This window comes from Limnohabitans curvus (assembly GCF_003063475.1).
Taxonomy (GTDB): Bacteria; Pseudomonadota; Gammaproteobacteria; order Burkholderiales; family Burkholderiaceae_C; genus Limnohabitans; species Limnohabitans curvus.
In genome coordinates, this window is sequence record NZ_NESP01000001.1 from 12,886 (window position 1) to 36,505 (window position 23,620).

Here is a 23,620-nt window from a genome sequence, read left to right on the forward strand (position 1 = left end):
TAGTTGAGGGTCAAAGCACGCGGTGTGATGTCGGCACTGGCGCTGCCTGTGGCGGCCACGGTGTAGTTGATGGCGTCGGTGCCGCCCAAACTCACACCGCTCACGCTGATGGCTTTGGCAGTGCCCACGTTTTTGCTGTCGAAGTCAGCGCTGCGGTTGATCGTCAAGGTGTCGCCCGCCACGCGGTTGTCGGTGGTGGTCACGGTGGCGGTGGTGGTGCCGTCATACACCTTGTTCACGCCTGTGAAGGAGGCGGTCAGTGCACGCGGCGTGATTTCGCCATCTGTGCCAGTGAAGGTGCTAGCGGCTATGCCGTTGCCATCGGTCAACACATAGTTGGCGGCGTCTGCACCGCCCAATGCCAAGCTGGTGAAGGTGTAGGTTTTGTCGGCTGCGCCTGTCACGTTTTTGTTGGCATAGGTGCCCACGCCACTGAGGGTGACGGTGTCGGTCACAACAACGCTGTTGACCGTGCCGCTCACCAAACCTACAGGCGCCAAGGTGTAGCTGCCTGCGGCGGTGTTGCCGTCGTACACCTTGGTCACGCCGGTGGCGCTGGTGGTAACTGACTTGGGCGTCACTTCATACCCACCCACCACGTTGATGGTGTTGCTGAAGTTGCCACTTGTTGTGCTGATGGCCGTGGCGCCCACGGTGTACGAGCCCACTTTCAGCGTGCCCGATGTGCTGTTGACTGGGGAGCTCGCGCCCAGCGTGAAGCTGCCCACTGTGGCAGACCCATCGCTGACGGTCACTTGAGCGCTGTTGACCGTGGCGTAACCCGAGGCCAACAAGTCGGTCACTTGGTACGTGGTGACGTTATTCACATCGGTGTTTGACGACAAATAACCTGCGGCTGTGAGCGTGTAAGTGGGCGTGCTGCCGTAGATGGCCGTGGTGTTGGCCACCTTCACCAACAACTGCCCCACGGGCACGATGGTGTAGTTGCCGTTGACGAAGGTGATGTTGTAGTTGTTGGACGTCACGCCCGCGGGCACCAACTTGCTGGCGTAAGAGCCGGCCGTGTCTTGTGTGTCCACGCTGTTGGCGTCTGCGGCCAGCTGAATGCTGCGGTCACGCGCAACCGCCGCAGTGCCCGTCAACACGGCCGCCGTTTGCCCGCCCACAAAACCGCTGTAACGCACGCCCGCGTAGTTGGGGTCATCGGCCAACGAATAGAACCTGGCATCGTTGTTGGCCGTCACGGTCAACGGTGCTGGCGTGATGGTGGCGCTTGAGGCCACCCACACCACACGGTAGTTGGCCGCGCGTGAGCCTGTGAGCTGCACACTGCCTTGGTCCACCGACACGGTGCCGGCATCGGCACTGCTGAACACGGGGCGACCTGTCAAGGTCATGCCACCCAAGACCAACTTATCTGCCGCCAGTGCATCGGTGTAGAGCTGGCTGTTGTTGGCGCTGGTCACGCTTAAGCTGCCGTAGCCGGTGGCGTTGTTCCCTGCGAGTACCAAAGCAGGCGCCACAGAAGTGGTGGCGTCGTACACCTTGCTCAAGCTGGCGTCAGCGGGCAGCTGCACATCCAGCGGCACGATGTGCGCGGTGGTGCTGGCCTGTGAGGTGACCGTGTAGTTACCCACATCAGCCCCGCTGTAGCTGCTGGTGAGCGTGACGGTTTTACCTGTGGCTGCGTTCTCATCGCTGAACACACCCGTGGCGGTGACGTTGACCACGTCATTCAACACCAAGCCCGTTTTCACCGCACCCAACACGGACACATCAGCGGACGTGGTGTTGTCGTACGTTTTATCAGCCGCTGTGATACCGCTGATGGTCAACGACTTGGGTGTGATGTTGGCTGTGCTGGTGGCTTGGTCGGTGATGGCGTAGTTGTCTTTGTCGGCACCGGCGTAGCTGCTGGTGAGCGTGACGGTTTTGGCTGTGCCCACGTTTTTATTGGCGAACATACCCGTGGCCGAAGCCGTGACCACATCACCGCTGATGAGGCCTGCCAAAAACACATTGGAAGCATCGACCGTGGCAACCAAGCCGCCGTCGTACACACGGTTGTTGGCCACAAAGCCCGACACGGTCAACGCCTTGGGCGTGATGGTGGCCGTGGTGGTGGCTTGGTCGGTGACTGTGTAGTTGGCCAAGTCGGTGCCGTTGTAGCTGCTGGTCAGGTTGACGGTGCGGCCCGTGCCTGCTGTCTTGGCAGCAAACACACCCGTGGCAGACACATGCAAGTCGTCGCCCGTCACTTGGCCATTGAACAGCGCGTTGGCGGTGCTGACGGTAGCGCTGGTGGTGGCGTCGTACACCTTGTCGTTGGCGGCAATGCCTGACACGGTCACGGCTTTGGGGTTGATTTTGGCGCTGGCTGTGAGGTTGCCCACGATGGCGTAGTTGCCAGCTTTGGTGCCTGAGAGGCCTAAGCTCGAAGCGGTCAAGGTGACTGTTTTGGCAATGACGGTGCTGCCGCTGTAGGCCACGTTTTTGTCGGCAAAGGTGGCCGAAGCGCCTGTGGTGACCAAGCTGACGTTGGCTGTATCTGCTGCCAACACGCCGCTGAGCGTGCCAAAGTTTGCGATGGTGGCCACCACGCCGCCGTCATAGGTTTTGTCGTTTGCTGCCACGCCTGTGAGCGTGAGTGATTTGGGGGTGATCTTGGCAGTGGTGGTGGTGGGGCTGCCCGCGAAGCTGTAGTTGTTCACGTCTGCACCGCCATAGGTGCTGGTGAAGGCCACCACTTGCGCCGCCAAAGCAGCACCGCTGTACGCCACGTTGGCGCTGCCATAGGTGCCGGTGGCGGCTACGGTCAGCGCGTCGCCCGCCACCATGCCGTTGAACACGGCATTGCTTGTGTTCAAGGTCGCTGTGTTGGTGCCGTCGTACACCTTGTCGTTGGCGGCAATGCCTGTGACGGTGATGGCTTTGGCCGTGACAGTGCCGTTGCTGGCCGTCAGGCTGCTGCCAGTGGTCAGGCCATAGTTGCCAGCATCTGTGCCGCTCAGGGCCATGTTGCTGAGGGTATAGCTTTTGTTGGTGCCGACGTTTTTATTGGCATACGCGCCTGCGCCGCTGATGGTCACCACGTCACCCGTGACCACACCAATCGGCGTGCCCGACAAACCGGCAATGGTGGTGGTGCCGTCGTACACCTTGCTCACGGTGGGCGTGGGCGCAAAGAACTTGGTGGTCACGGTTTGTGAACCCACCACGTTGACTGAATTGTTGAAGTTCACCCCGCTCGACAACACCACACTGGCGGGGTCTGCGGCCCACTGATACGTGCCTACATTCAGCCAGCCTGAGGTGCTCTTGGTGCCATTCAAAGCCACGGCGTTGAACGTGGCCGAAGCGCCGCTGGTGTCGGTGATGGTCACCTGCCCTGCCCCACTCACACTGGCACTGCCTGCGCCGGTGTTGAGCAAGTCGACCACGCCGTTGTTGGGCAGCATGTACTTGGCTTCGGTCACGCTGTAAGTGGGCGTGGTGGCGTACACATTGCTCACCGTGCCCAAGCGCACCAACAACTCATTGGCGCCAACGATGGTGTAGTTGCCATTCACATAGCTAAAGCTGTAGTTGGCCGCCGCCGCACCCGAGGGCACCAACACACCGGTGTAGCTGCCCCCTGTGCCCACGCTGCTGTTGCTGCGCGTGATGGTGGGCAAGGTGGTGAGGTTGCTGCTGCTCTCGCCGCTGGCAAAGCCCACATAGCTCACGCCGTAATAGCCAGCTGTGTCGGTTTGGCCTGCAAAACGGGCATCGTTGTTGGCCGTGATGGTCAACGCCTTTTTGGTGATGTTGGCGCTCAAGCCTGTGGGCTGGGTCAGCGTGTAGTTGGCCACCATCGCACCGGTGATGCTGTCAGCCGCTGTCACCACCAAGCCCGTGCCCACATTGGCACTGGCAAAGTTACCGGCTTGTACCAAAGTCAAGGCGTCGTTGTTGACCACACCCACCAAGCTGCCGCCGGTCAGCACCGCGCTGGTGGTGCCGTCGTAGGCTTTGTTGGCCACGGTGGTGCCCGTCACCGTCAACGCTTTGGGGTTGACCGTGATGGTGCCGGGCGTGGCATAGGTGATGGTGTAGCTGCCACTCGATGTGCCGGGCGCGACGGTGATGGCGTAAGGCCCGCCACTGACCGAGGCCGTCGCCACCAAGCCCAACGACGACACGGTGGGGTTCACGCTGAACACGTCAGCCAACGTGGGCAAGGTGTACACGGGCGAACTGCCCGAGCTGCTGGACAAGCCCAGCACATCGGCGGCCGTGAGCGTGGTGCCATAGGTTTTGGTGGCGCTGGCCGTGACCGTGACCGACGGTGTGCCCGTGAACAAATAGCGGTTGCCTGTGGCGGTCACAGCAGATGGCGCCATGGTGGCGTAGCTGGCGTTCCACACCGCGCCGTTGGCGCTGTTCAAGCTGCCAAACACATCGTTGGTCGGCGCTGCGCTGTACACCAACCAACGGCTGCTGGTGCCTGTGGTGCTGAGTGCCGAAGCACCCGCGTTGTTGATGAAGTTGCCTGTGGCCGCCAGTGCGATGTAGCCGCTGTTTTGGCTGTCGGTAATGGTGGCGCCTGAGTTGAGCGTCACATTGCCGCCACTCACCATGCTCACGCTGTCCACAAAGCTGTTGGCGCCGCCCACGTTGATGTGGCCAGCGTCAGACGCGCCCAAGACGATGGAACTGAAACCGTCTTTGAACACGGACGTGCCACTGAACCAACTATTGGCCAGGCTCAATGTGCCTGAGCCTGAGCCCACACCGATCGTGGCACCTGTGGTGTAAGGCTTGAGGGTCAACTTGCCGCTTGAGGCTACGTTACCCGTGAGCGAAAACTTGTCGCCCACAAGGGTGATGTCAGATGTGGAAGCGCCTGTGTTGATACCCGCTTTCAGGCCCACATAACCCGCAATGTCGACCGCGTTGAAACCTGATGCATAACCACCACCCGTCAGCGTGATGGGACCACCCGTGGACAGCACCGCTGCACCTGCTGGCACCACCACACCTGAGTTTTTAGCGCCGCTACCCGTGATGCTGATACCACCACCGTTGCTGGCTTGAATGCTGGAATAAGCCCAAAGATAAACGCCCCATGCATCGCTGGCTGTGGCATTGCTGGCCACACCATTGAAAGTGATGGCATCTGCCGCCGTAGAAGAAGATTTGTAAACCGAGCTCGAGCCAGCCGACATACTGAGCTCAATGCCGTTGCTAGAACCCGAGGACGATTGCCCATAGCCCCACATGCTTAATTTGCCCGAACCTGCGTCCACCGTCACATTGCTGTGCGCGCGAATGCCGTTGGCGTTTGACATGGCAGGGCTCTCGGTACTGAGATAAGCCGTGTAGTTGGTGGCACTCTTGCCGCGAATGGTGATGTTTCCGCCAAACGAATAAAGCGATACGCCATCCAAAGTCACCCCGTTACCCATGATCGTGGTCATACCCGATGCGTAGCCGCTGGTGCTGAGTGCAGCCACATCAGCCACGTTGCCGCCTGACACAACGATGTTGGCTGCCGTGGTGGTGGTGACGCTGCTGCCCGACTTGAACCACACATAGCCGCCGTTGGCACCATCGCTATCGGCCCAATACGTCACATCACCGCCGTTGGTGGTGACCGATGCGTTGCTGGCTTGGGTGATGGCGCCGCTGGCTTTGAGCAAGATGTCGCCGTTGGCACCACCTGTGCTGGTGTCCAAATTGGCATTCACGTTGATGGTGTTGGCATACACCGAGATGGGGCCTTGGATGCTGGTCAAACCACCCATCGTCACCGTGTCGGTTCGAGTGGTGCTAACCGTTTCTTTACCAATCGTCAGCCCTGTCACACCCGAAGAAACCGCAAAGTCTGTGATGGGCCACGTCACCGTAGAACTGAAGCTATCGCTGTAAGGCTGTACCGTGACCTTGCCTGTGGTGTTCAACTGCAAGCCCTTGCTCGCCGTCAGGCTCAAACTGTCATCGGTGATGGTGATGTTGCTGGTCGAGCTGGTCACATCGCTCAATGCCTTGAAGCCAATCGTTGTGACTGCCGTGTCGGCCTGCAATGTGCCTGCACCAAAACCCGTGATGTTGATGGCGCCGCTGGCCGCCAAAATACTAGCGCTGGATAACTGAATGTCTGTGTTGGCACCACTGCCGTTTAGGGTTACTGAGCCGGTGCCTGTTGCTTCTACCGTAACCGACTTAGAAGCACTGCCAATGAACAAAATACCTCGCTTGTTGGTTGCCAACGTACCCACACCTGTCAATGAGATGTTGCCATCCTTGGTCTTGAACAAGGTGCCAACGGTGGGTGCACTACCCAAATAATTCAGATAAATACCTGACGAATACGTAGCTCCGCTGTTGCCACCCACGCCGTCCAGCGTGATGTTGCCGGTGGTGCCCGCATCCATCGTCAAGCCTTCAATCGCTTTGATACCGGTCGAGTCGCCAGACCATGAACCCGTCGATTTGCCGCGCACTGTGATGTTGCCGCCGCCCGAGTACAACGATGTGCCACTGTTGTGACTCACGTTGAAGTAGCCCAAGGACACGCCAGCTGGTGCAGCCCCCGAGTTATCCACGGCATAGCCAGTAGGCACCACAGTGCCCGAAACCAAGGTGGTGCTGGCACTGCCACCACCCAAGGTAATGGCGCCGCCACCGCTGGCTGTGCTGATCAAGCTGCTGGTGCGGTTGGCACTGGTGCGGCTGTCGATGATGTTGCGGTCGTACACATAGATATAGCCAGCGCCCGAACCATCGCTGTCACTCCAGAAGGTGATGTCGCCTGCGTTGGTGGTGTAGTTGACATCGCTGTTGGACGTGATGTTGCCTGTCGCCTTGAGCAAGATGTCTGCGCCAGAAGCGGTGCTGGTCAAGCTGTTGTTGACCGTGATGTTTCCACCATAAACACTGACAGGTCCAGCCACATTAACGGCTGAGCCAATCGTGATGTCTGCGGTATTACCTGGCTTACCCAAGGTCAACTCAGACACCGCGCTGCCATAAGTGGCATTGGTAAAAGTTTGCGCGCTCGAAAAACTGGTGCCAAATGGCTGCACCTTCACCGTGCCACTGGTGAGGACGGGAGTTGCGCCACCGAAGTTGAACGTATCGCCGATCAACAGCACATTGGCCGTGCTGCTGGTGATGGTGGTACCACTGCGACTTGCTAAACGCATGCCGCTTGGCGTTGTGATGCCGCGTGTGCCGCCGTTGGCTGTGATGGTGCCAACTGTGGATAAGACATCTGTGTTTTGGAAGAACAGGCCGTAGTCGCCACCTGCAGTCCCAGTGATCACGATGTCTCCACCGCCTGTGGCCAATACTTCTTTGGGGTTTTCATAGTTGAACACCACGCCATAGTTGGTACTCGATACGCCCGTAATGGAGATGGCCGTGCCAGAGGTCTTATCGGAAATCAGCTGCAAGTATTTACCGGTGCTCGCCGAGTTTGTCGATGGATGAACAAAATTCAAGCCATAGAAATTGGCACTGTTCGCATCCAACACAATGGCGCCCTTGCCTGAATTCAACAGCCACTTGCCGTACTGATACAAACCTGAAGAGAGGCCTGTTCCTGTAGTCTTACCGCGAATCGTGACATCACCACCGCCGGAGTACATCGAGGTGAGCGTGTCTGATGCCGCTGTGCCCAAGCTCACACCTGATAGCGTGCTGGATGAAGCATAGCCGTCGGGTATGCCGTCGGCATCGGTGTCTGCGCCACCAGCCAACACAATACGGCCACCTACCAAGAGGCCGCTGGTGGTCAAGCCATTGGCCGTGTTGATCGTATTGGCATTGCCCAGCGTGATAGCACCTGCATTGCTTGCGGCCCTGTCACTCCAGAAAACCAAATCACCGTTATTGGTTCTGAAAGTCAGGTTGGCAGCCGTGGTGATGTTGCCCGTTGCATTGAGCAAGATGCGCTCTCCAGCAGCGGTGCTGATGAGGCCTTGGTTCACGGTGAGATTGCCGCCGTACACGCTGATAGGTCCCGACGCCGTAATGGCAGAACCTAGTGTGACATTGCCTGTGTTGGTGGTCTTACCAACACGTACGCTCGAAGGGTTGCCCGAAATACTCAATGCCGTGGCATCAACGTCAGCTGTGAACGCATTGCCCACCGGCTCCACCACGACATCACCCGTTGTGACCATATTGACGTTGTAGCTACCGTTGGCCACAAAGCCCACTTTGTCAGACTGAATCGTGATGTCTGAGGAACTGGCGGTTGACGTGCCGGTCAGCACGGTCGTTCCATCGCCGCCATAGTAATGTGCGCCCGTGCTGCTAGCTCTCAAATACATTCCACCGTAAGAACCGGTTGTGCCTGCAGGCTGAATGTCTTTCAAGGTAATAGCACCGCTGGCAGAAAGAATGCTCAGGGCGGAGGTTTGAGCCACGATGCCACGAGAGTTGCCGCTCAATTTACCAGCCGTGCCAGTGAGCGTGATCGCGCCGTTTTCTGTCTGAATCAGCCCTGTACCGGCTGTGGATGTATTGAAACCAATCGCCCAGACGTCGGTACCCGCACCATTGCCGCTGTTTGAGCCATCGCTGTTGATGGTGATGGTGCCTGCGCCATTGGTTTTGATGCTGGCGTAATCAAACTCCATCAGCCTGTCGTATCCGCCCGATGTGCCCGTGGTGGCATAGCTGGCGGCCATGGTTACGTTGCCCCCTGATGCGTTGACAGTGGCTTTGCTGGTGGATGTGCCTGCGAGATAAATGCCGAAATCTTGTGCAGACGTCCAAGGGCTGTTGGTTAGCGCGTAAGAGATGTTGGCGCCGCTGGTGACAACATCCACCCCTGCCGCTTGAACGATTTGCGTGCCTTGCAACACAATGCCGCTGCCAGATGTGGCGCCAGCCGTGAGGTCGGCGTTGAGCGTGATATTGCCGCCATACAAAGAAATGGGGCCCGCAATGCTGATGGCCGAACCCACCGTCACAGCCTGCGTGTTGGTGCTGCTGCCTAAGGTAAAGCCCGTGAGCGTGCTGGACAAGCTGTAAATATTGGTGTTGACCGCGCTGCTAAAAGTGCCGTTGACTGCTGGCTGGATGGTGACCGCGCCCTTGCCCGCAAACCCACTGGTGCTAGGCACGGTGCTGTTGGTGTATGTGATGCTGCTGGGCGTGGCAGTGGACGACAGCGTGGTGAGGCCCGTGTAGGTGGCGCCGCCCGTGAGCGTGAGGCCACCTGTTGCCACCGTCAAAGCGCCCGTGCCACTGAACAAGCCCGAGTAGCTCGGGGCATCGCTGCGGTTAAAGATGAGCGTGCCGTTGTTGATGACGTTGGCCGACAACGCGCCCAATGAACCGGCTGTGGCACCTGTGCCCACTTGCAAGGTGCCCGCACTGAGCGTGGTGCTGCCTGCGTAGCTGTTGTTACCGGTGAAGGTGAACTTGCCACCAGATGAAGGATTCGCAGTTAACGAACCTGTGCCGCTGATGGTGCCGCTGAATGTGGCTTCCAGCGCAGCCAAAGCCAATGTGCCGCTGGATGTGAAGGTTTGAAGCGTGTAACCCACCGCACTGCCAGTACCACTGGCTACCGTACCGCCTGTTCCCGCTGCGGCACCCAAGTAGCGCACCACCACAATGCCCGAGCCACCGGCGCCAGCATAAGAAGACGCACCGTTATAGGCACTGGCGCCACCACCACCACCGGTGTTGGCCGTGCCGCTAGTGGCGGTGCCACCCAAGCGTCCTGCACCGCCGCCACCTAAACCACCCAAGCCGTAGCCAGCGGTGATGGCGACGTTGTTGTCAGATGCGCCGCCGCCGCCGCCGGCGTAGTACTGCGATGTACCTGTGATGTTGCTGGCCAAACCATCACCGCCGTTACCCGGCTTAGACGCACTGATGGCAGCTGTACCCGCGCTGCCTGCGCCGCCGCCGCCGCCGCCGCCACCTGAGGGGCTACAGCAGCCGTTACCGCCTGAGAAACCTTGACCTGCAGTCCCTGCAGCTGCTGTGGTTTTGGTCTCGCCCGAACCACCGCCGCCAGAACCACCGACCTTGGCGCCTGCGGTGCTGGCTGCATCACCTGCAGCGCCACCGCCACCGCCAATGGCCACAATGCCTGCGCCTAAAGATGAGTTGCCACCGTTCTGACCTGGCAAGTCAGCCACCAGGCTGCTGCCAGCGGCGCCACCTGCACCCACGGTCACGGTGTAGGACGCATCGCCCAAAGCCGTTGTGCCCGTCAGCAAACCGCCAGCACCGCCGCCGCCGCCGTTGTCGCCACCACCGCCACCACCACCACCCACGACAAGGTATTCCACATTGGCGTCATAAGCCACCGTGACCGCACCGTTGAGCGTGATGTTGTTGCTCAAACCTGTGATGCCGCGGCCTAGCAACAGCGTGGTGCCGTTAGCCGCCGTCAAAGCGCCAGCACTGATAGCTGACATGTTGTAAATACCCAAAGTGCCGCCACTGAGTGTGGTGGTACCGGCATAGGTATTGGTACCCATCAAAGAAATCTTGCCGCCCGTGGCGTTGTTGACCATCGAGCCCGAGCCGCTGATGACGCCGCTGAGCATGACATTCAAACCACCCAGTGCAAGCGTACTAGCGCCTGTGCTGGTAAAGGTGTGTAGCGTGTATCCCGCAGCCGCGCCCGTACCAGACGCGACGGTACCGCCTGTACCTGAGGCGCTACCCATGTAGCGAACAACAACAACACCTGAGCCGCCATTACCACCTGCGAAGTTGCCAGCGTTGTTATGCCCGCCGCCGCCGCCGCCGCCGCCCGTGTTGGCGGTGCCATTGGCGCCAATCGTCGCCTTACCACCGTTACCACCACCGCCGATGCCGCCTGTGCCAGCTACACCCGAGGCGTTATCGCTGAGCGCACCACCACCACCGCCTGCGTAATAAACCGAGGAGCCTGTGATGCTGGAAGCCAAGCCCGCGCCACCATTGCCCGCACTTGCGTTGGAGGCTGTTGTACGCGTTGCGCTGATACCTGCAGCACCCGCGCCACCGCCGCCGCCGCCAGCCCAACCACCGTCATTGCCTGAGTAGCTCACACCAGTGCCACCCGCATAACCTTGACCGGTGGTCCCAGTGCCCGCAGCAGCGCCATCCCAGTTGCTACCACCGCCAGAACCGCCATTGCCAGCAGTCCAGGTGTAGCCAGCGCCGTTACCACCGCCGTATGCAACAGTGGACACAAAACCCACACTACTGCTTCCACCGTTGGTGGGTGCTGTAGACGTTGTGGAATTTGCACCTGTACCGCCTGTGCCGACAGACACAGCAAAACTTCCAGAATCGACACTGGTGCTGCCAGTCAACATACCGCCTGCACCACCGCCACCCGCATGACGCGTACCGCCGCCGCCACCGCCGCCAACAATCAAGTAATCAACCGTGTTGTCAAGGTCGAAGGTCACACTGCCATTGAGGGTCACGTTATTGGCGAAGTTGGTCACACCGCGGCCAAATATGACCGAGGTGCTGTTAGCAGCGGTCAACGCACCAGTGCCGATGGCTGAGTTGTCATACACACCTAAGGTGCCTGCGCTCAGCGTGGTGCCACCGGTGTAGGTGTTGGTTTGCGCCAGATTAAAAGTACCCGTACCGTTTTTGCTGAGACTGCCCGAGCCAGAAATAACACCTGCGTAATTGGTGTTCGTATTGTTTGCGCCAGTTCCGAGTGCGAAAGTACCTAAGTTAACCGTACCAACACCGGCCAAAGAGCCAATGTTTAAATTGCCTAGCAGTTGCAGTTGTGCGCCTGCGACATCGTTGATGGTTACCGCCGAGTTGTTGCCCAAGGCGGAAAGATTGTTGGCTTGAACCAAGCCACCGGCGATGGTGACGGCGCCGGTGTTTGTGTTGGCATTGCTGAGCTGAATCGTTCCGCTGGTGGCATCAAGCGTGACAGCGTTGGCGCCTGAGACGATGCCACTCAGGGTGACGCTGGGTGTACCGGTGAGTACTGAAGTATCAATTTGAACCGTGGCTGCGCCAGCCAATGCCATGTTGTTGGCCACGATGCTGAGGCTACGGCCCAGCTTCAAGGTGGTGTTCGTGCCTAACGACACGGTGCCAGTGCCCATCGCAGCATTGTTGTTGACCAACAAAGTGCCGCCACTGAGCGTGGTGCCACCGCTGTAGGTGCTGGTCGAATTCAGGGCGAGGCTGCCTGTGCCTTGTTTGGTCAAAGCACCAAGGCCTAAATTGACCGCGCCCGACAACACACTTTGCGTGCCACCCGTATTGATGGTGAGCGATGAGTTGCCACTTGTTTTGTAGCGAACGACGACCACACCGTCAGCGCCAGGTGCAGTCACAGCCGCATTGTTGTGTTGGTTGACACCACCGCTACCACTGCCTGTGTTCGCGACGGCCACTGCTGTGGAGCCACCTAACAGGGTGCCCGCACCGCCCACGCCGCTGCTTCCGCCGATACCACCACCTGCACCGCCACCGCCAGCTGCATAAGTTACAGATGTGCCAGAAATACCAAAGGCAATACCGTTGCCACCGCTTCCACTTGGGCCTACAGAACCGGCTGTCAGTGCGCCGCCGCCGCCGCCGCCGCCTGTGGTTCCAGCTGTGTAGTTGCCGCCCGAGTTACCCTGCCCTAAGGCAGAGCTTGCACTGTTAGGAGTGCCGATGTTGTATGAGTCGTAGTACCAAGAGCCACCACCACCGGAGCCTCCGGCTGAACTTGGAATTGTGTAGTTGAGTACGCCCGCGCCACCGCCACCCCCAATGGCAGTCAAACCACTACCGAACACCGAGTTAGCACCCGCGTTGGCTGGCTGACCCAGAGTGACAACTCGGGCGCCGCCTGCACCCACTGTCAGGCTGTAGCCCGTGCCAGCGCTCACGGCGTAGTTGGCGTTGTAGATGTAGCCACCCGCACCACCGCCGCCAGCCAAGCCCCAACCACCTGAACCGCCACCCGCGACGACCAATACTTCAACATCTGACACACCCGTTGGTGCCGTCCATGTTGTGCTGCTGGATGTGCCTGCCGTGGAAGTGGTAAAGGTTTGGGCCGTGGTCGCGATGCTGTCAATCGTGCCTGTGACCAACACATTGCCCGTGGTGGTGGTCAAGGTCAGGTCTTTGCGAATGAGCAAATCGCCATTGATGGCGATGTTGCCTGTCGTGGTGGTCAGGTTGCCACCTAAGGAGGTCTGTCCACCGCCGGCTACTTTGGTGATACCGGCGTTGGCGGTGATGCTGGCGTCATACGCTGTGACGAACTTGCCACTGCTGGTGACCGACAAAGAGCCGCTCACGTTGACAGTTTGGTTGATTTGTACCGAGCCAGCACTGGCTTGAAAGTCCAGGTTCAAGCCCGATGTGCCGGTGATGGGCGCATTGATGAAGATGTCTTTACCAGCCTTCAGCGTGAGCGTTTTATTACTGGTAGATGTGACCGCACCACCTATAAAGATATTGCCGGTACTGCCAGAGCCCGCTGAACAAGCCACCCCCGTACACGAGATGGATGCCCCGGTTGCATCGAGTATCACGTTGCTGGAATTCAACGCACTCGAGAGTGTGGAACTCAAGACACTGCCATAGCTGGCCCCAACATAAATGTCTAATGGGTCTAGCAGCCACAAGCCATCGTTACCCGCTTGCACATTGCCAAAGACCGTCAGAACTGCGCCGGATGTTTCAATGCGCCCGCCTTTGCCGCTGCCAGCGCCATAAGTAAATAGATTACCTGCCGTGTAGGTCAACGAGCTGGCGTTGTGCACATCACTCCACAACACCACCTTGCCCCCATCGCCGTTGTCGGTGGCACTGGCGTCAATGGTGCTGTCGGCACTCAGGGTCACGGTGGTGGCTTGGCGCAGGGTGCCGCTGCCTTGCCAGTCGCCGCCCACCAGCACGGTGCCGCCTTGTGTAGCGCCTTTGGCTTCTATCAGGGTGCCGGTGTCTAGGCTGATGTCGTCGCCCTCCACCTCCACGCGGCCCGCATGGGCGCGAGCGCTGTTGGCGCGCAACACGGTGTTGGTGCTGAGCAGCACGGCGCCTTTGACGGGGGCTTGGTCAGGGTTGTTCGATGTGTTGTTCAGAGGCGCAGGCACGCCATCGGCCTGAATGTGGATGCGCCCCGCGCCGCCCTCGCCCGATGCGTCCAGCACGGCGGTGGTCAGGTCCACGCGGCGCGAGGCTTGCAGGTGAATGCTGCCGCCCAAGGCGTTGGCCACGATGTGGGCGGGGTCAGTCACCACGCCGTTGGCAAAGATGCGGCCACTCAGGGCAATGGCTTGCGCGGCCACGATGTCGATGGTGCCCGCTTGCAAGGCCACGGCTGACACGTCTAGCAAACCGGTGGCGGTTTGGGTGAAGGTGTCGGCCTGAATGTTGATGCGGCCAGAGTCTGCCGCTGTGGCTGCTAGGCTGCCGCTTTCGGGGAAAGAACTTGCCGCTGCGTTAGTGGCTGAGAGGGTGCCGCTGTTTTGCACATCAGGCGCGGTCAGCGCCACATTGCCCGCAGGCCCGGCGTTCAAACCGCCCGTGGCATCGGCCCGAATGCTGCCGCTGTTAAAGATGCTGGTGCTGGCCTCAAGCAAGATGCGGCCAGCACGGCGCACCAAACCTGCGGCTTCGATGGTGCCGCTGTTGTTAACCACGCCGCTTTGCAAGCGGCTGGCCGCTTGGGCCGACAGGATGATGAGGCCGCCCGGGGCCTTGATGGCGCTTTTGTTTTCCACCAAGGTGTTGATGGACGCCGCCGACACGCGCACGCTGCTGAGTGCGCCACCGCCGTCAAATTTAAGCTCAAAGGTTTCCCCCGCGGCCAAGGCCACGGTGCCTAGGTTGGCCACGATGACGCCGCTGTTGCGCACTTCGGGCGCGAGCATGGCGATGTAGCCACCCAGCGCTACGCGCAGTTCGCCGTCGTTTTCTACCTTGCCCGTGGCGCCGTTGCGGGTGAGCTTGAGCTGCCCATCCATGAATTCTTGGGTTACGGCGTTGTGTGTGGTGGCTACTAAACCACCCACGTCCACGCTGGAAGACTTACCAAAGTACACACCTTGCGGGTTGACCAACACAACGTTGCCCGGCGCGGTGATGCGGCCCAAGATTTGGCTGGGCTGGGTGTCGCTCACGCGGTTGAGCGTGGCCGATTGCGCATTGGGCTGCTGGAAGTTGACGGTGGCGTCTTTGCCGACGTTAAACGTGTTCCAGTCCACCACCGCGCGTTGGCTGGTTTGGTTGACGTTCAGGGTGTTGCCCGATTGGCTGATGGAGGCTTGGCCTGCGTTCACTTGGCCGCCCGTGGGCAGCTGGGTGGTGGAGACCGCTGTGGTTTGGGCCAACACAGGCATAGAAAGAAGCCCCGCCACGACCAGAATGTGCGACAACACACATATAGATACACGCGGTTGCAGGCGCGGCTTGGCACCCAGGCGTCGAGTGACGTCTGAATTCAAGGGGCGTGTTTCTACAAAGCGCGGCATAGCCATTCCGATTCGGAATGGAGGCGGACTTCTTGAGGGTGGGTCGCGCAAAGAATTCACGCGTCAGAAAGGAACGGTGACTTGCAGCCAATAACGGTTGCGGTCGCGCGTGCCGTCTTGGTCGTTGCCGGTTTGCGTGGGGTTGGGGTTGTGGCCTTGGCGGCGGGCCCATGTGGCTTTGAAGTTCACCCCATCGTCGTTGGTGTAGCCAATGCTGGCACCAAAGCCTTTGTAGGTGTTGCGGTTGTGTTGCGGCCCGCCGGGGTAGGACGGGTCATGTTGCAGCCACAGCTGGCCCCAGTCATAAAAGCCGGTGAGGTTGATGCCAGACTCAAGGCTGTGGCGCAGCTCAAACTGAACCAGCTGCGCATCGGTGCCCGAGCCTTCGCCCGTCGGATAAGCGCGCACACCGTTCATGCCGCCTAGCTGCATTTTTTCAGACGAATCTAGGTTTTTGTCGGCCAGCTGGCCCGTGTACGACACAAAGGCCGTGGTTTGGGTGGTCAATGACTGCTGCCAGCTACCGCTGATGCGTAGCTTGTTAAAGACGCCTTCGGTGTGAACGGTGGTGGCATCGGTTTGCTGGCTGAGAGAACCGTCCAAATTGATGCTGCCATGGGCGATCTGTAATGAATAGGTACCCGTTCCACCGCCCGGATTGAGGTCGCGGTAGAAGCCCGCGACCTGCGCGGCCATGACTTTGGCCTCGTAATCAGACATCAACAAGCCTTGAGCCGAGGTGTTTTGAAACTTTTTGCCATCGGCGCTCAGCGTGACCGTGGCGCTGCGGTCGTCAGCACGCAGCAGTGGGTAGACCCATTCCATGCCCTTGGTGATGGCTCGGCCCACGGCGCCCACCATGCCCTGCTCGCCCACGACCACCTCGTAGCTCATGGCTGACACGTTCAGCCCCATGCGCCAACCGTCAGTGCCCACGGGCATGCTGTAGGCCAAGCGGGCGTAGTCGCTGCCTTGGGTGTGAACGGCCACGACGTTGAGCAAATCGGCCAGGTCGTTGGGGTTGAACCAGTTGAGCGTGGCCATCAGGCGCATCACACCTGTGGAACGAGAGCCGCCGTTGTCCATGGTCAACTCAGCCTGACGCGTGCGCCCTTGGTACAACTTAAGCAATAACTCTGTTTCACCGGCTTCGCGGCCTTGACGCAATGAGCCTTGGACGCTCATGCCCGGCAGGTCATTGGCCAGCGCTAAGGCGCGGTCCAGCGACTTGGTGTTCAAAGGCTCGCCTGTGTGTTGCTGGGCTTCGATGATGGCGGTCACATGCGCTTGGGTGTTGGGCAAATCGGCAAGCTCTTGCTCGATTTCGACTTTGGAGAACACCGACTCAATGACATCGACCACCAACACACCGTCGGTCAGGTCTTGTGGCGGCAAGATGGCACGGGCCAAGTAGTTGTTCTGTCGGTAATACGACTCCACCACCATGCCGATTTCCAGCATTTGCTCGTAGCTCATGGGCGTGCCGATGTAGGGTTCGACGATGCCTTTGAGCTCCATGTCGCCCAGAATCGTGACGCCTTGAAATTTGATCGATTTGAGAGTGATGAGTGCCTGAGCGGCTTCAGCCGCTTCTTTGTCGGCCAGCATTTTGTCCATGGCGGCACCCACGGTGCCTGGCGCGTAAGCCGCACGGGGCTTGGGTTCGGCAATCTTTGTGCCGGTGATGGCCTCGGCCCATTCGGTGACAGGCAGATCGGTTTTTTCCTCAATCGCGCGCAGCACGCGGCCTGCCTGCTTTGGCAAAACAGGGTCGTAGATTTCCAACGACCCAGCCAAAAGACACAGGAACGCAATCGCTGCAATGATTCGCGACCGAGTTAATTTCACAAAATGAGTACTAAAACAACCATAAGGGTTGTATTAATGCAAATTCCGTGCCTTGCCGTTTTTTGACGGTTTTTCTAGGCGATATTGCCGCTTTACGCGTACGCCCTTTATAGAACGGGCTGTTTAGCGCGGCGCGCTAGGTGGAATGCTCTCGATCACCTGAATAACCAGCTCATCCCCCGCCAGCGCCTGACGAGGAATGTAGGCCTGCACCACCCAACCAGTTTGGCGGTAGGCCTCGGACACGGCATGGGTCAGTTGCTGCAAATCGTGTGCGGCCAAAGGCCGATTGGCAAAAGGTGCTGCCACCGCTTGGAGCCGATCGGTCGTCAAGATCTTGTTGCCATTGAACTTAAAGCGCTGGGCAGTGACCAAGGTGGCATCGCTCAAAACCAAGGCGGGCGGCAAGGCTTCGCGTTTTTGAGCGGCTTGCTGCATCTGGTTTTGCCTGTTGCTTTGCTCGATTTGACGCATCAAAGCGCCCGCATCAGGGATGTTTTGAGCCCATGTGCCGCTGCACAGCACTGCCAAAACAGCAGCCGCTAACGATGTGTGACGCATAAATCCCCCTGAAACCGATCAAACCTAAACAGGCTTAAGCATAGCGCGGGCTTGATGCCGCTTAATCGGCCACGGCTTTCTTCTTGAAAGCCTCTGGCAGGTTGCATTCCGCGAGTTCGGCTTCTAGCTGGACATCGCCAATCAAGTAGTCCCCGCGTTTGGCGAAGTTATCTTTCATGCGTTTGCTGTAGACCTCCGACACATTGGCCACCGCTCGGTTGACGGTTTTCATGGTGTCTTTGCTCTTCATGCCGCGTTTTTTGTCGATTTCTCGCTCATTGGCCTCAGACAGCACCATGTAGTGTTGCGTCACAGACTCGAAATCTTGCGCACCTTTTTTCTGACCTTTGCGCAGCAAAAGCGCCGACACATTCAGTTGCAAAGCCGCGCATCGGTTGTACAGATAAGACAAACGCGTGCCGTCACCGTAGGTTTGGTACTGTTTGCGGACTTCATCAAATGTGGCCAATTCAGCCGCTTGAATCGGCAAAGCCACTGCCATGGCGATGAGGAAATAGAGTTTGTAACTTTTCATATTTGATAGTGAAACTGTCAATTTTTAATTTGGCACAAATTATGCATAGCTTGATCAAATTGATTTTCAGGAGCACCACATGTCATACAACCAACACCTCTCTGGCGGAAAACTCACCAGCTTTACGCTGAACGAACTCACGCAAGCTGCGGAAATGCTTGAAGCATCAGGCCGCTACGAAGAAGCGATTGACCTCTACCGTCAATGGCTCAAGCACAGCCAAGACGAGCGCAAGCACGTGGCTTGGTTCAATTATGGCTGGCTACTGCAAAAACAAAACTTGTTCAGCGATGCCGCCAATGCTTATGACCAGCTGACGAACAATTACGCCAGTTACCTGTCTGGCACCGCCACTGCGGCCTGATACGCCGTCAAACCACCACCGCCCTTGGTGGTTTTGTGTCTCACATATTGTTTACATAAGATTAATCGTATTTTTATTGAATTTGATTAAAAATAGAAAATCGTTTCGGAAATGAAAAAAGGACTTAGATTTCTCTAAGTCCTTTTAAGATTTTTGGTGGGACCAGCGGGGGTCGAACCCACGACAAACGGATTAAAAGAGTGAAATTCACTAAAAAACCGTTGTAAATCAACGATGTATTTTGAGTGTGTAGCAAAGTGCGTAGTCGCTCGTCCAAATCCTTTGGTTAATTTTGACGCTTAAAAACAACTTAAGACAAGATTAAGACATTCTTAATTAATCTTTGAAGTGACGATATGGCAACTTTAATTTGTATGCAACATCAATCGTTAAGCTCAGTTTTAACGACTTGTATCATTGATGGGTCAGTCACGCCTTCAAATACTTTTCCGTTAGATAGCTTCACCCTAACGATTGTTGGCGTCCACCAATCATTCCACATCATCAGTTCACCAGACTTAACGAAAACACATCCATGCTTTGACAAGTCAGGCAATGATGATTTACCATTCATAAGTTCGTTTGCTTGCTTACCAACAACCATCGCATTAATTTGACTGTTGAAGTTGTTGTTGTATATTGAAATTACGCTTCGTACAGAATCATAATTTTTACAAACGACAGCACCTAAAATTGCAGGCGATACAGCTTTAGCAACGACTTCCCTCGCCTTAGTACATCGTCCATCAAGACAAAAATCATTAGAAAATTTAGATGCTACTTCTTCAGCATGGCTAAAGTTGCTTAAAAGCAGAAAATATAAAGGGATAAATTTTATAAAATTCATTGTGATTCCTCAAAGAAATTCACATCAACCTCTTTAAGCTCATCAAAGTTAGCTCTTAACGCTCTAACTTCTGGTAAATCAAATGCTGGTCTACGCTCAGTTTTCTTACCTACAGCGACTAACTTAGGACGATTAATTTCGTACATGTAACCACGATAGATGCCCTCATCAAAAACTCTATTGAGCGCGGCATTGTGATTAAGAACAGTACTATGTTTCGGTGGCGTTACCATCTTTTTAATGCGCCAAGCATCAAATTCCTCAAGAAGCTGATGCGTAATATTGTCTATTTTGTAACTACCAAAGAACTTAATTAGGTAGTTTTCAATGATGGAGATGTACTCTTTGTACATTGACTTCCCATCACCATCAGCAATGAGCTTCTCCATTCTGATGATTGCTTGTCTCGCAATATCTTTGAAAGTTCGTGTAATTGGGGCAGCGTTGAGCTTCTTACGAACGTTCGCCTCAATGAGCAAGTCGTGAGCGACACGCTTGGCATCGTCTAAATTGCGCTCGTTAGTGCTCTCTCGCTGCCATTTCCCATCAACTTGATAGCGACACTGCCAAACAGTGCTACGAGGTCGTACGAAGACGACTAGCGTGTTTGGGACAAGAATGTGCGTAGTGTCTTTTTTCTCTGTCATACAGCGTTTAACGCTAACTTAGCAAGCTGATAGCTTACTTGGGCTGTACGAAATGGACAAGAAAAAAGCGAAAAAAGTGCGTAGTCGGTGCGCACAATGAAAAACAGCCACTTGTTAGTGGCTGCTTTCGTTGTAAACGGCATGTTTACTAGTGTTTTGGTGGGACCAGCGGGGGTCGAACCCACGACAAACGGATTAAAAGTCCGCTGCTCTACCAACTGAGCTATGGTCCCATCACGCGAGGTATTTAACGTTTGTTTCGTACCCTGCGAAGCCTAAAAGTATAACGCATTTTTCACGCTTTTGGCAATGGGCGCGAAGAAATTTGATCAAAAACCCATCCCGCTGCGCATTGCCCAAAAGTGGCTGTCACGCTGACCACAGAGCCGTAGCCGTGGCAGTTCAATGAGCCGTCACCTTCGACGGCACAACTCGCATCAGGTGGTGCTACGGCTTCGCGGCTGAACACACAAGTGACGCCCATTTTTTTGCCGTCGCGCGCAGCGCCGTGTTCGCGACGCAGGTTGTAACGCAGCTTGGCCAACAAAGGGTCATGGCTGGTGTTAGACAAATCATCCACATCCACTTTGTGCGCCAAGCGTTTACCGCCCGCAGCACCCACCGTGATGAACAAGCAGCGCTGCTTCAGTGCCCATGCGGCCATGGCCGTTTTGGCTTTCACCTGGTCACAGGCATCAATCACGGCATCGACCGGCACACCACCCAAAAGGCTTGGCCAGTTGTCGGGCTCTACAAAGTCTTCGATGCACGTCACCACGCAATCGGGGTTGATGTGGGCAATGCGTTGGCGCATGGCTTCGACTTTGGCCATGCCCACGGTGTCGTCGAGTGCATGAATTTGTCGGTTGATGTTGGATTCGGCCACATGGTCAAGGTCAATCAGGGTCAAGCGCCCCACCCCGCTGCGTGCCAAGGCTTCGGCAGACCAAGAGCCCACGCCGCCCACGCCCACCACCACCACATGCGCGGCACGAATGCGCGCGGCACCGTTCACGCCATACAAACGCTCTAAGCCACCAAAGCGGCGGTCGGTGACAGAAGGCTCAAACACAGGCAGTGCGCTCCAAACGTGCGGCTTGCTGGCGCAAAGACACCACGGCACCCAACACGATGGCGGCCAAGGCCACCGCCGAGTTCAAGCTCAAGGTCGAAAGACCACTCAAGCCTTGCCCAATGGTGCAGCCCAGGGCGGTCACGCCGCCGACGCCCATCAACACGCTGCCCAGCAGGTGTTGGCCCAAATCGCGCGGGTTGGCAAAGCCTTCCCAGCGAAACGTTTTGTTTTGCAAAGCCGAGGCCGCAGAGCCGACGACCACACCCGCCACGGCGGCCACACCGGTGGTCAGCACCTTGGAGGCGTCGCTGTAAAACATGAGCCAATCCAAGGTGGCCGCCACGGGGGCAACAAAGCTCAAGGCTTCCATGCGACCCGAACTGGTGGCGACATACACGGCATCCAATGTTTCTGGATGTTCAGGCACAAAGCCCAAATGACCGCTGACCCACCACATGGCCATCACGGTGCCGCCCACGCCAAAGCCTGCAACCAGGCTGTTGACGCACCAAAAATCTTTGTGACGCAACACCCCAACCAACAAGGCTAGGCCAAGGAGGTAAGCCAAGCCGGGCACGCCGAGCAGATTCAGGTTGGCCCCCGCAGACATATCGACAAACACGGCGTCTACTGTGCTGACGCGCAAGACCGCCGTGATGCCTTTGAGGGTGGCAAAGGCACTGATGCCCATCACCACAAACACGACCAACGACTTGAGGTTGCCACCGCCCATGCGCACCAAGGTTTTGTTGCCGCAGCCTGAAGCGATGACCATGCCATAGCCAAACATCAAACCGCCCACCAGCGTGGACAACCACATCAGGCGTGAGCTGGCGTACAAGGTTTTGCTAGGGTCGATCAGGCCAAAGTCTGCCAGAGCGGCAAAGCCGATCATCGCCACACCAATCGCGCACAGCCATTGGCGTGCGCGCGTCCAGTCGCCCATGTGGACCACATCCGAAATGGCGCCCATGGTGCAAAAGTGCGTGCGTTGGCTGATGGCTCCCAAAAGCAAGCCCCCTAAAAAAAAGGCCCATAGGACCTCTTTGGTGAGCGTGGCGATCTCGGTCACTTGAGCTTCGCCAAACGCTCAGAGGCTGCAGAGGCAGCCTCGGTGTGTGGATAGGTCTTCACCACATCGCCCAAGGTTTTGCGGGCGGCCTTGATGTCTTTCAACTCCAACTGGCAATTGGCCACTGACAACATGGCGTCTGCAGAACGCATGTGGTTCGGCGCTTTGCTCAACAAAGTGTTGAAGTTTTTGATGGCGTTGTTGTAGTCGCGGTTGGCGTACTGGGCATTGCCCACCCAAAACAACGAAGGCACCACGTAGCCACTCTTGGGATTGCGTTTGATGAAGTCGTTGAACGCAGTGCTGGCGGCGCCAAACTCGCCTTTGCGGAAGATGGCCAAGGCGTCTTCGTAGGCCTTGGTTTCTGCGGGATCAGCCACAAACTCCACGCCATCGACCTTGACTTTGGTGGGTTCAAACTTTTTCAAGCGGTCGTCCACGCCTTGAGACAACTCTTGTTGGCGACGCAGCTCTTGCGTCAACTCTTCTTTTTCGCCGCGCAAACGTGCTGTTTCTTCGCGCAAGGCTTCAAACTGGTTTTGCTGTTCAAGTAAGCTGCGCTGGAAGTTTTGAATCTCTTCGCCTTGGCGTTCCACGCGTTCGCGCAAATCGAGAATCGCACGACGTGCATCGGTATCTTCAAACAACGCGGCATGCGCGCCAGCGCTCAACAACACACCTGCAGCCAAGACCACAGCGCGGAGAGAAAAAGAAGGGTTCAATGTCATTGGTAGTTCAGCGCTGCACGGCGGTTTTGTGAATAGGCAGACTCGTCAGAGCCTTGGGCCACTGGCTTTTCTTTGCCAAAGCTCACGGATTCCATTTGGCTTTCGGGCACCCCCAAAACCGACAAAGAGCGACGCACGGCGTCTGAACGCTTTTGGCCCAAAGCCAAGTTGTACTCGCTGCCACCACGCTCGTCGGTGTGGCCTTCGATGTTCACGCGGCGGTTGCGATCAGCACGCAGGTAGCGCGCATGGGCGTCCAACACGTTTTGGTATTCGGCCTTGACGCTGTAGCTGTCGAGGTCAAAGTAAATGATGTGCTCAACGCCCACAGGGCCTTGCTTGATGCCTTGCATGGCACCCAAGCCACGCGAACTCAAGCCATTGACACCGCTTTGACCAGACGTACCGCCCGAGCGGTCGTCCACTTGCACATCATCCAACTTAACGCCAGAGGCGCAGCCCGACAACACAGCCGCGATGGAGACGAGTAACAGAAGTTTTTTCATAAGAATGGTTCAAAAAAG

General features: G+C 57.4%; 11 protein-coding genes and 1 tRNA gene (1 of these 12 cut by a window edge). 1 reads left to right on the forward strand and 11 read right to left on the reverse strand.

Going from position 1 to position 23,620, the window contains the following annotated elements:
* The 4 genes from B9Z44_RS00005 to B9Z44_RS00020 form a co-directional block, all read right to left on the reverse strand.
* Nucleotides 1-15,392, reverse strand: part of the annotated coding region (locus B9Z44_RS00005; protein ID WP_211308661.1) for a beta strand repeat-containing protein (this coding region is incomplete at its 3' end). Its footprint begins 12,885 nt before the window's first position; 15,392 of its 28,277 annotated nt are in view.
* A gap of 90 nt (nt 15,393-15,482) precedes the next feature.
* Nucleotides 15,483-17,204, reverse strand: coding sequence for a ShlB/FhaC/HecB family hemolysin secretion/activation protein (locus tag B9Z44_RS00010; protein WP_108401355.1), 1,722 nt, complete (start codon nt 17,202-17,204; stop codon nt 15,483-15,485).
* Between the two features lie 186 nt (nt 17,205-17,390).
* Complete coding sequence (locus tag B9Z44_RS00015; protein ID WP_108401356.1) at nt 17,391-17,828, reverse strand: POTRA domain-containing protein; 438 nt, start codon at nt 17,826-17,828, stop codon at nt 17,391-17,393.
* A gap of 61 nt (nt 17,829-17,889) precedes the next feature.
* Nucleotides 17,890-18,363, reverse strand: a complete 474-nt coding sequence (locus B9Z44_RS00020; RefSeq protein WP_108401357.1) for a hypothetical protein — start codon at nt 18,361-18,363, stop codon at nt 17,890-17,892.
* Between the two features lie 79 nt (nt 18,364-18,442).
* Between B9Z44_RS00020 and B9Z44_RS00025 the strand changes: the two genes are divergently transcribed.
* Complete coding sequence (locus B9Z44_RS00025; protein WP_108358669.1) at nt 18,443-18,727, forward strand: tetratricopeptide repeat protein; 285 nt, start codon at nt 18,443-18,445, stop codon at nt 18,725-18,727.
* A 382-nt stretch (nt 18,728-19,109) separates the two neighbouring features.
* Here B9Z44_RS00025 and B9Z44_RS00030 read toward each other — a convergent pair whose 3' ends face one another.
* The 7 genes from B9Z44_RS00030 to pal form a co-directional block, all read right to left on the reverse strand.
* A complete protein-coding gene (locus B9Z44_RS00030; protein WP_108401358.1) occupies nt 19,110-19,574 on the reverse strand; it encodes a hypothetical protein in 465 nt (154 codons plus the stop codon).
* Nucleotides 19,571-20,221: a site-specific recombinase gene (locus tag B9Z44_RS00035; RefSeq protein WP_108401359.1), complete on the reverse strand. Its 651-nt coding sequence runs from the start codon at nt 20,219-20,221 to the stop codon at nt 19,571-19,573. The genes B9Z44_RS00030 and B9Z44_RS00035 overlap by 4 nt, the downstream gene beginning before the upstream one ends.
* A 157-nt stretch (nt 20,222-20,378) precedes the next feature.
* A tRNA-Lys gene (locus tag B9Z44_RS00040) sits at nt 20,379-20,454 on the reverse strand.
* Nucleotides 20,455-20,516: 62 nt separating this feature from the next.
* Entirely contained in the window at nt 20,517-21,293 is a 777-nt protein-coding gene (locus tag B9Z44_RS00045) for a tRNA threonylcarbamoyladenosine dehydratase (RefSeq protein ID WP_108358670.1), read from the reverse strand.
* The gene (locus B9Z44_RS00050) at nt 21,286-22,368 is read right to left on the reverse strand and encodes a YeeE/YedE family protein (protein ID WP_108358671.1); all 1,083 of its coding nucleotides are present in this window, start codon (nt 22,366-22,368) and stop codon (nt 21,286-21,288) included. Before B9Z44_RS00050 ends, B9Z44_RS00045 begins: the two co-directional genes overlap by 8 nt.
* The gene (gene ybgF, locus B9Z44_RS00055) at nt 22,365-23,096 is read right to left on the reverse strand and encodes a tol-pal system protein YbgF (RefSeq protein ID WP_108401360.1); all 732 of its coding nucleotides are present in this window, start codon (nt 23,094-23,096) and stop codon (nt 22,365-22,367) included. The genes B9Z44_RS00050 and ybgF overlap by 4 nt, the downstream gene beginning before the upstream one ends.
* Complete coding sequence (gene pal / locus B9Z44_RS00060) at nt 23,093-23,602, reverse strand: peptidoglycan-associated lipoprotein Pal (protein WP_108358673.1); 510 nt, start codon at nt 23,600-23,602, stop codon at nt 23,093-23,095. Before pal ends, ybgF begins: the two co-directional genes overlap by 4 nt.
* Between the last annotated feature and the right edge of the window lie 18 nt (nt 23,603-23,620).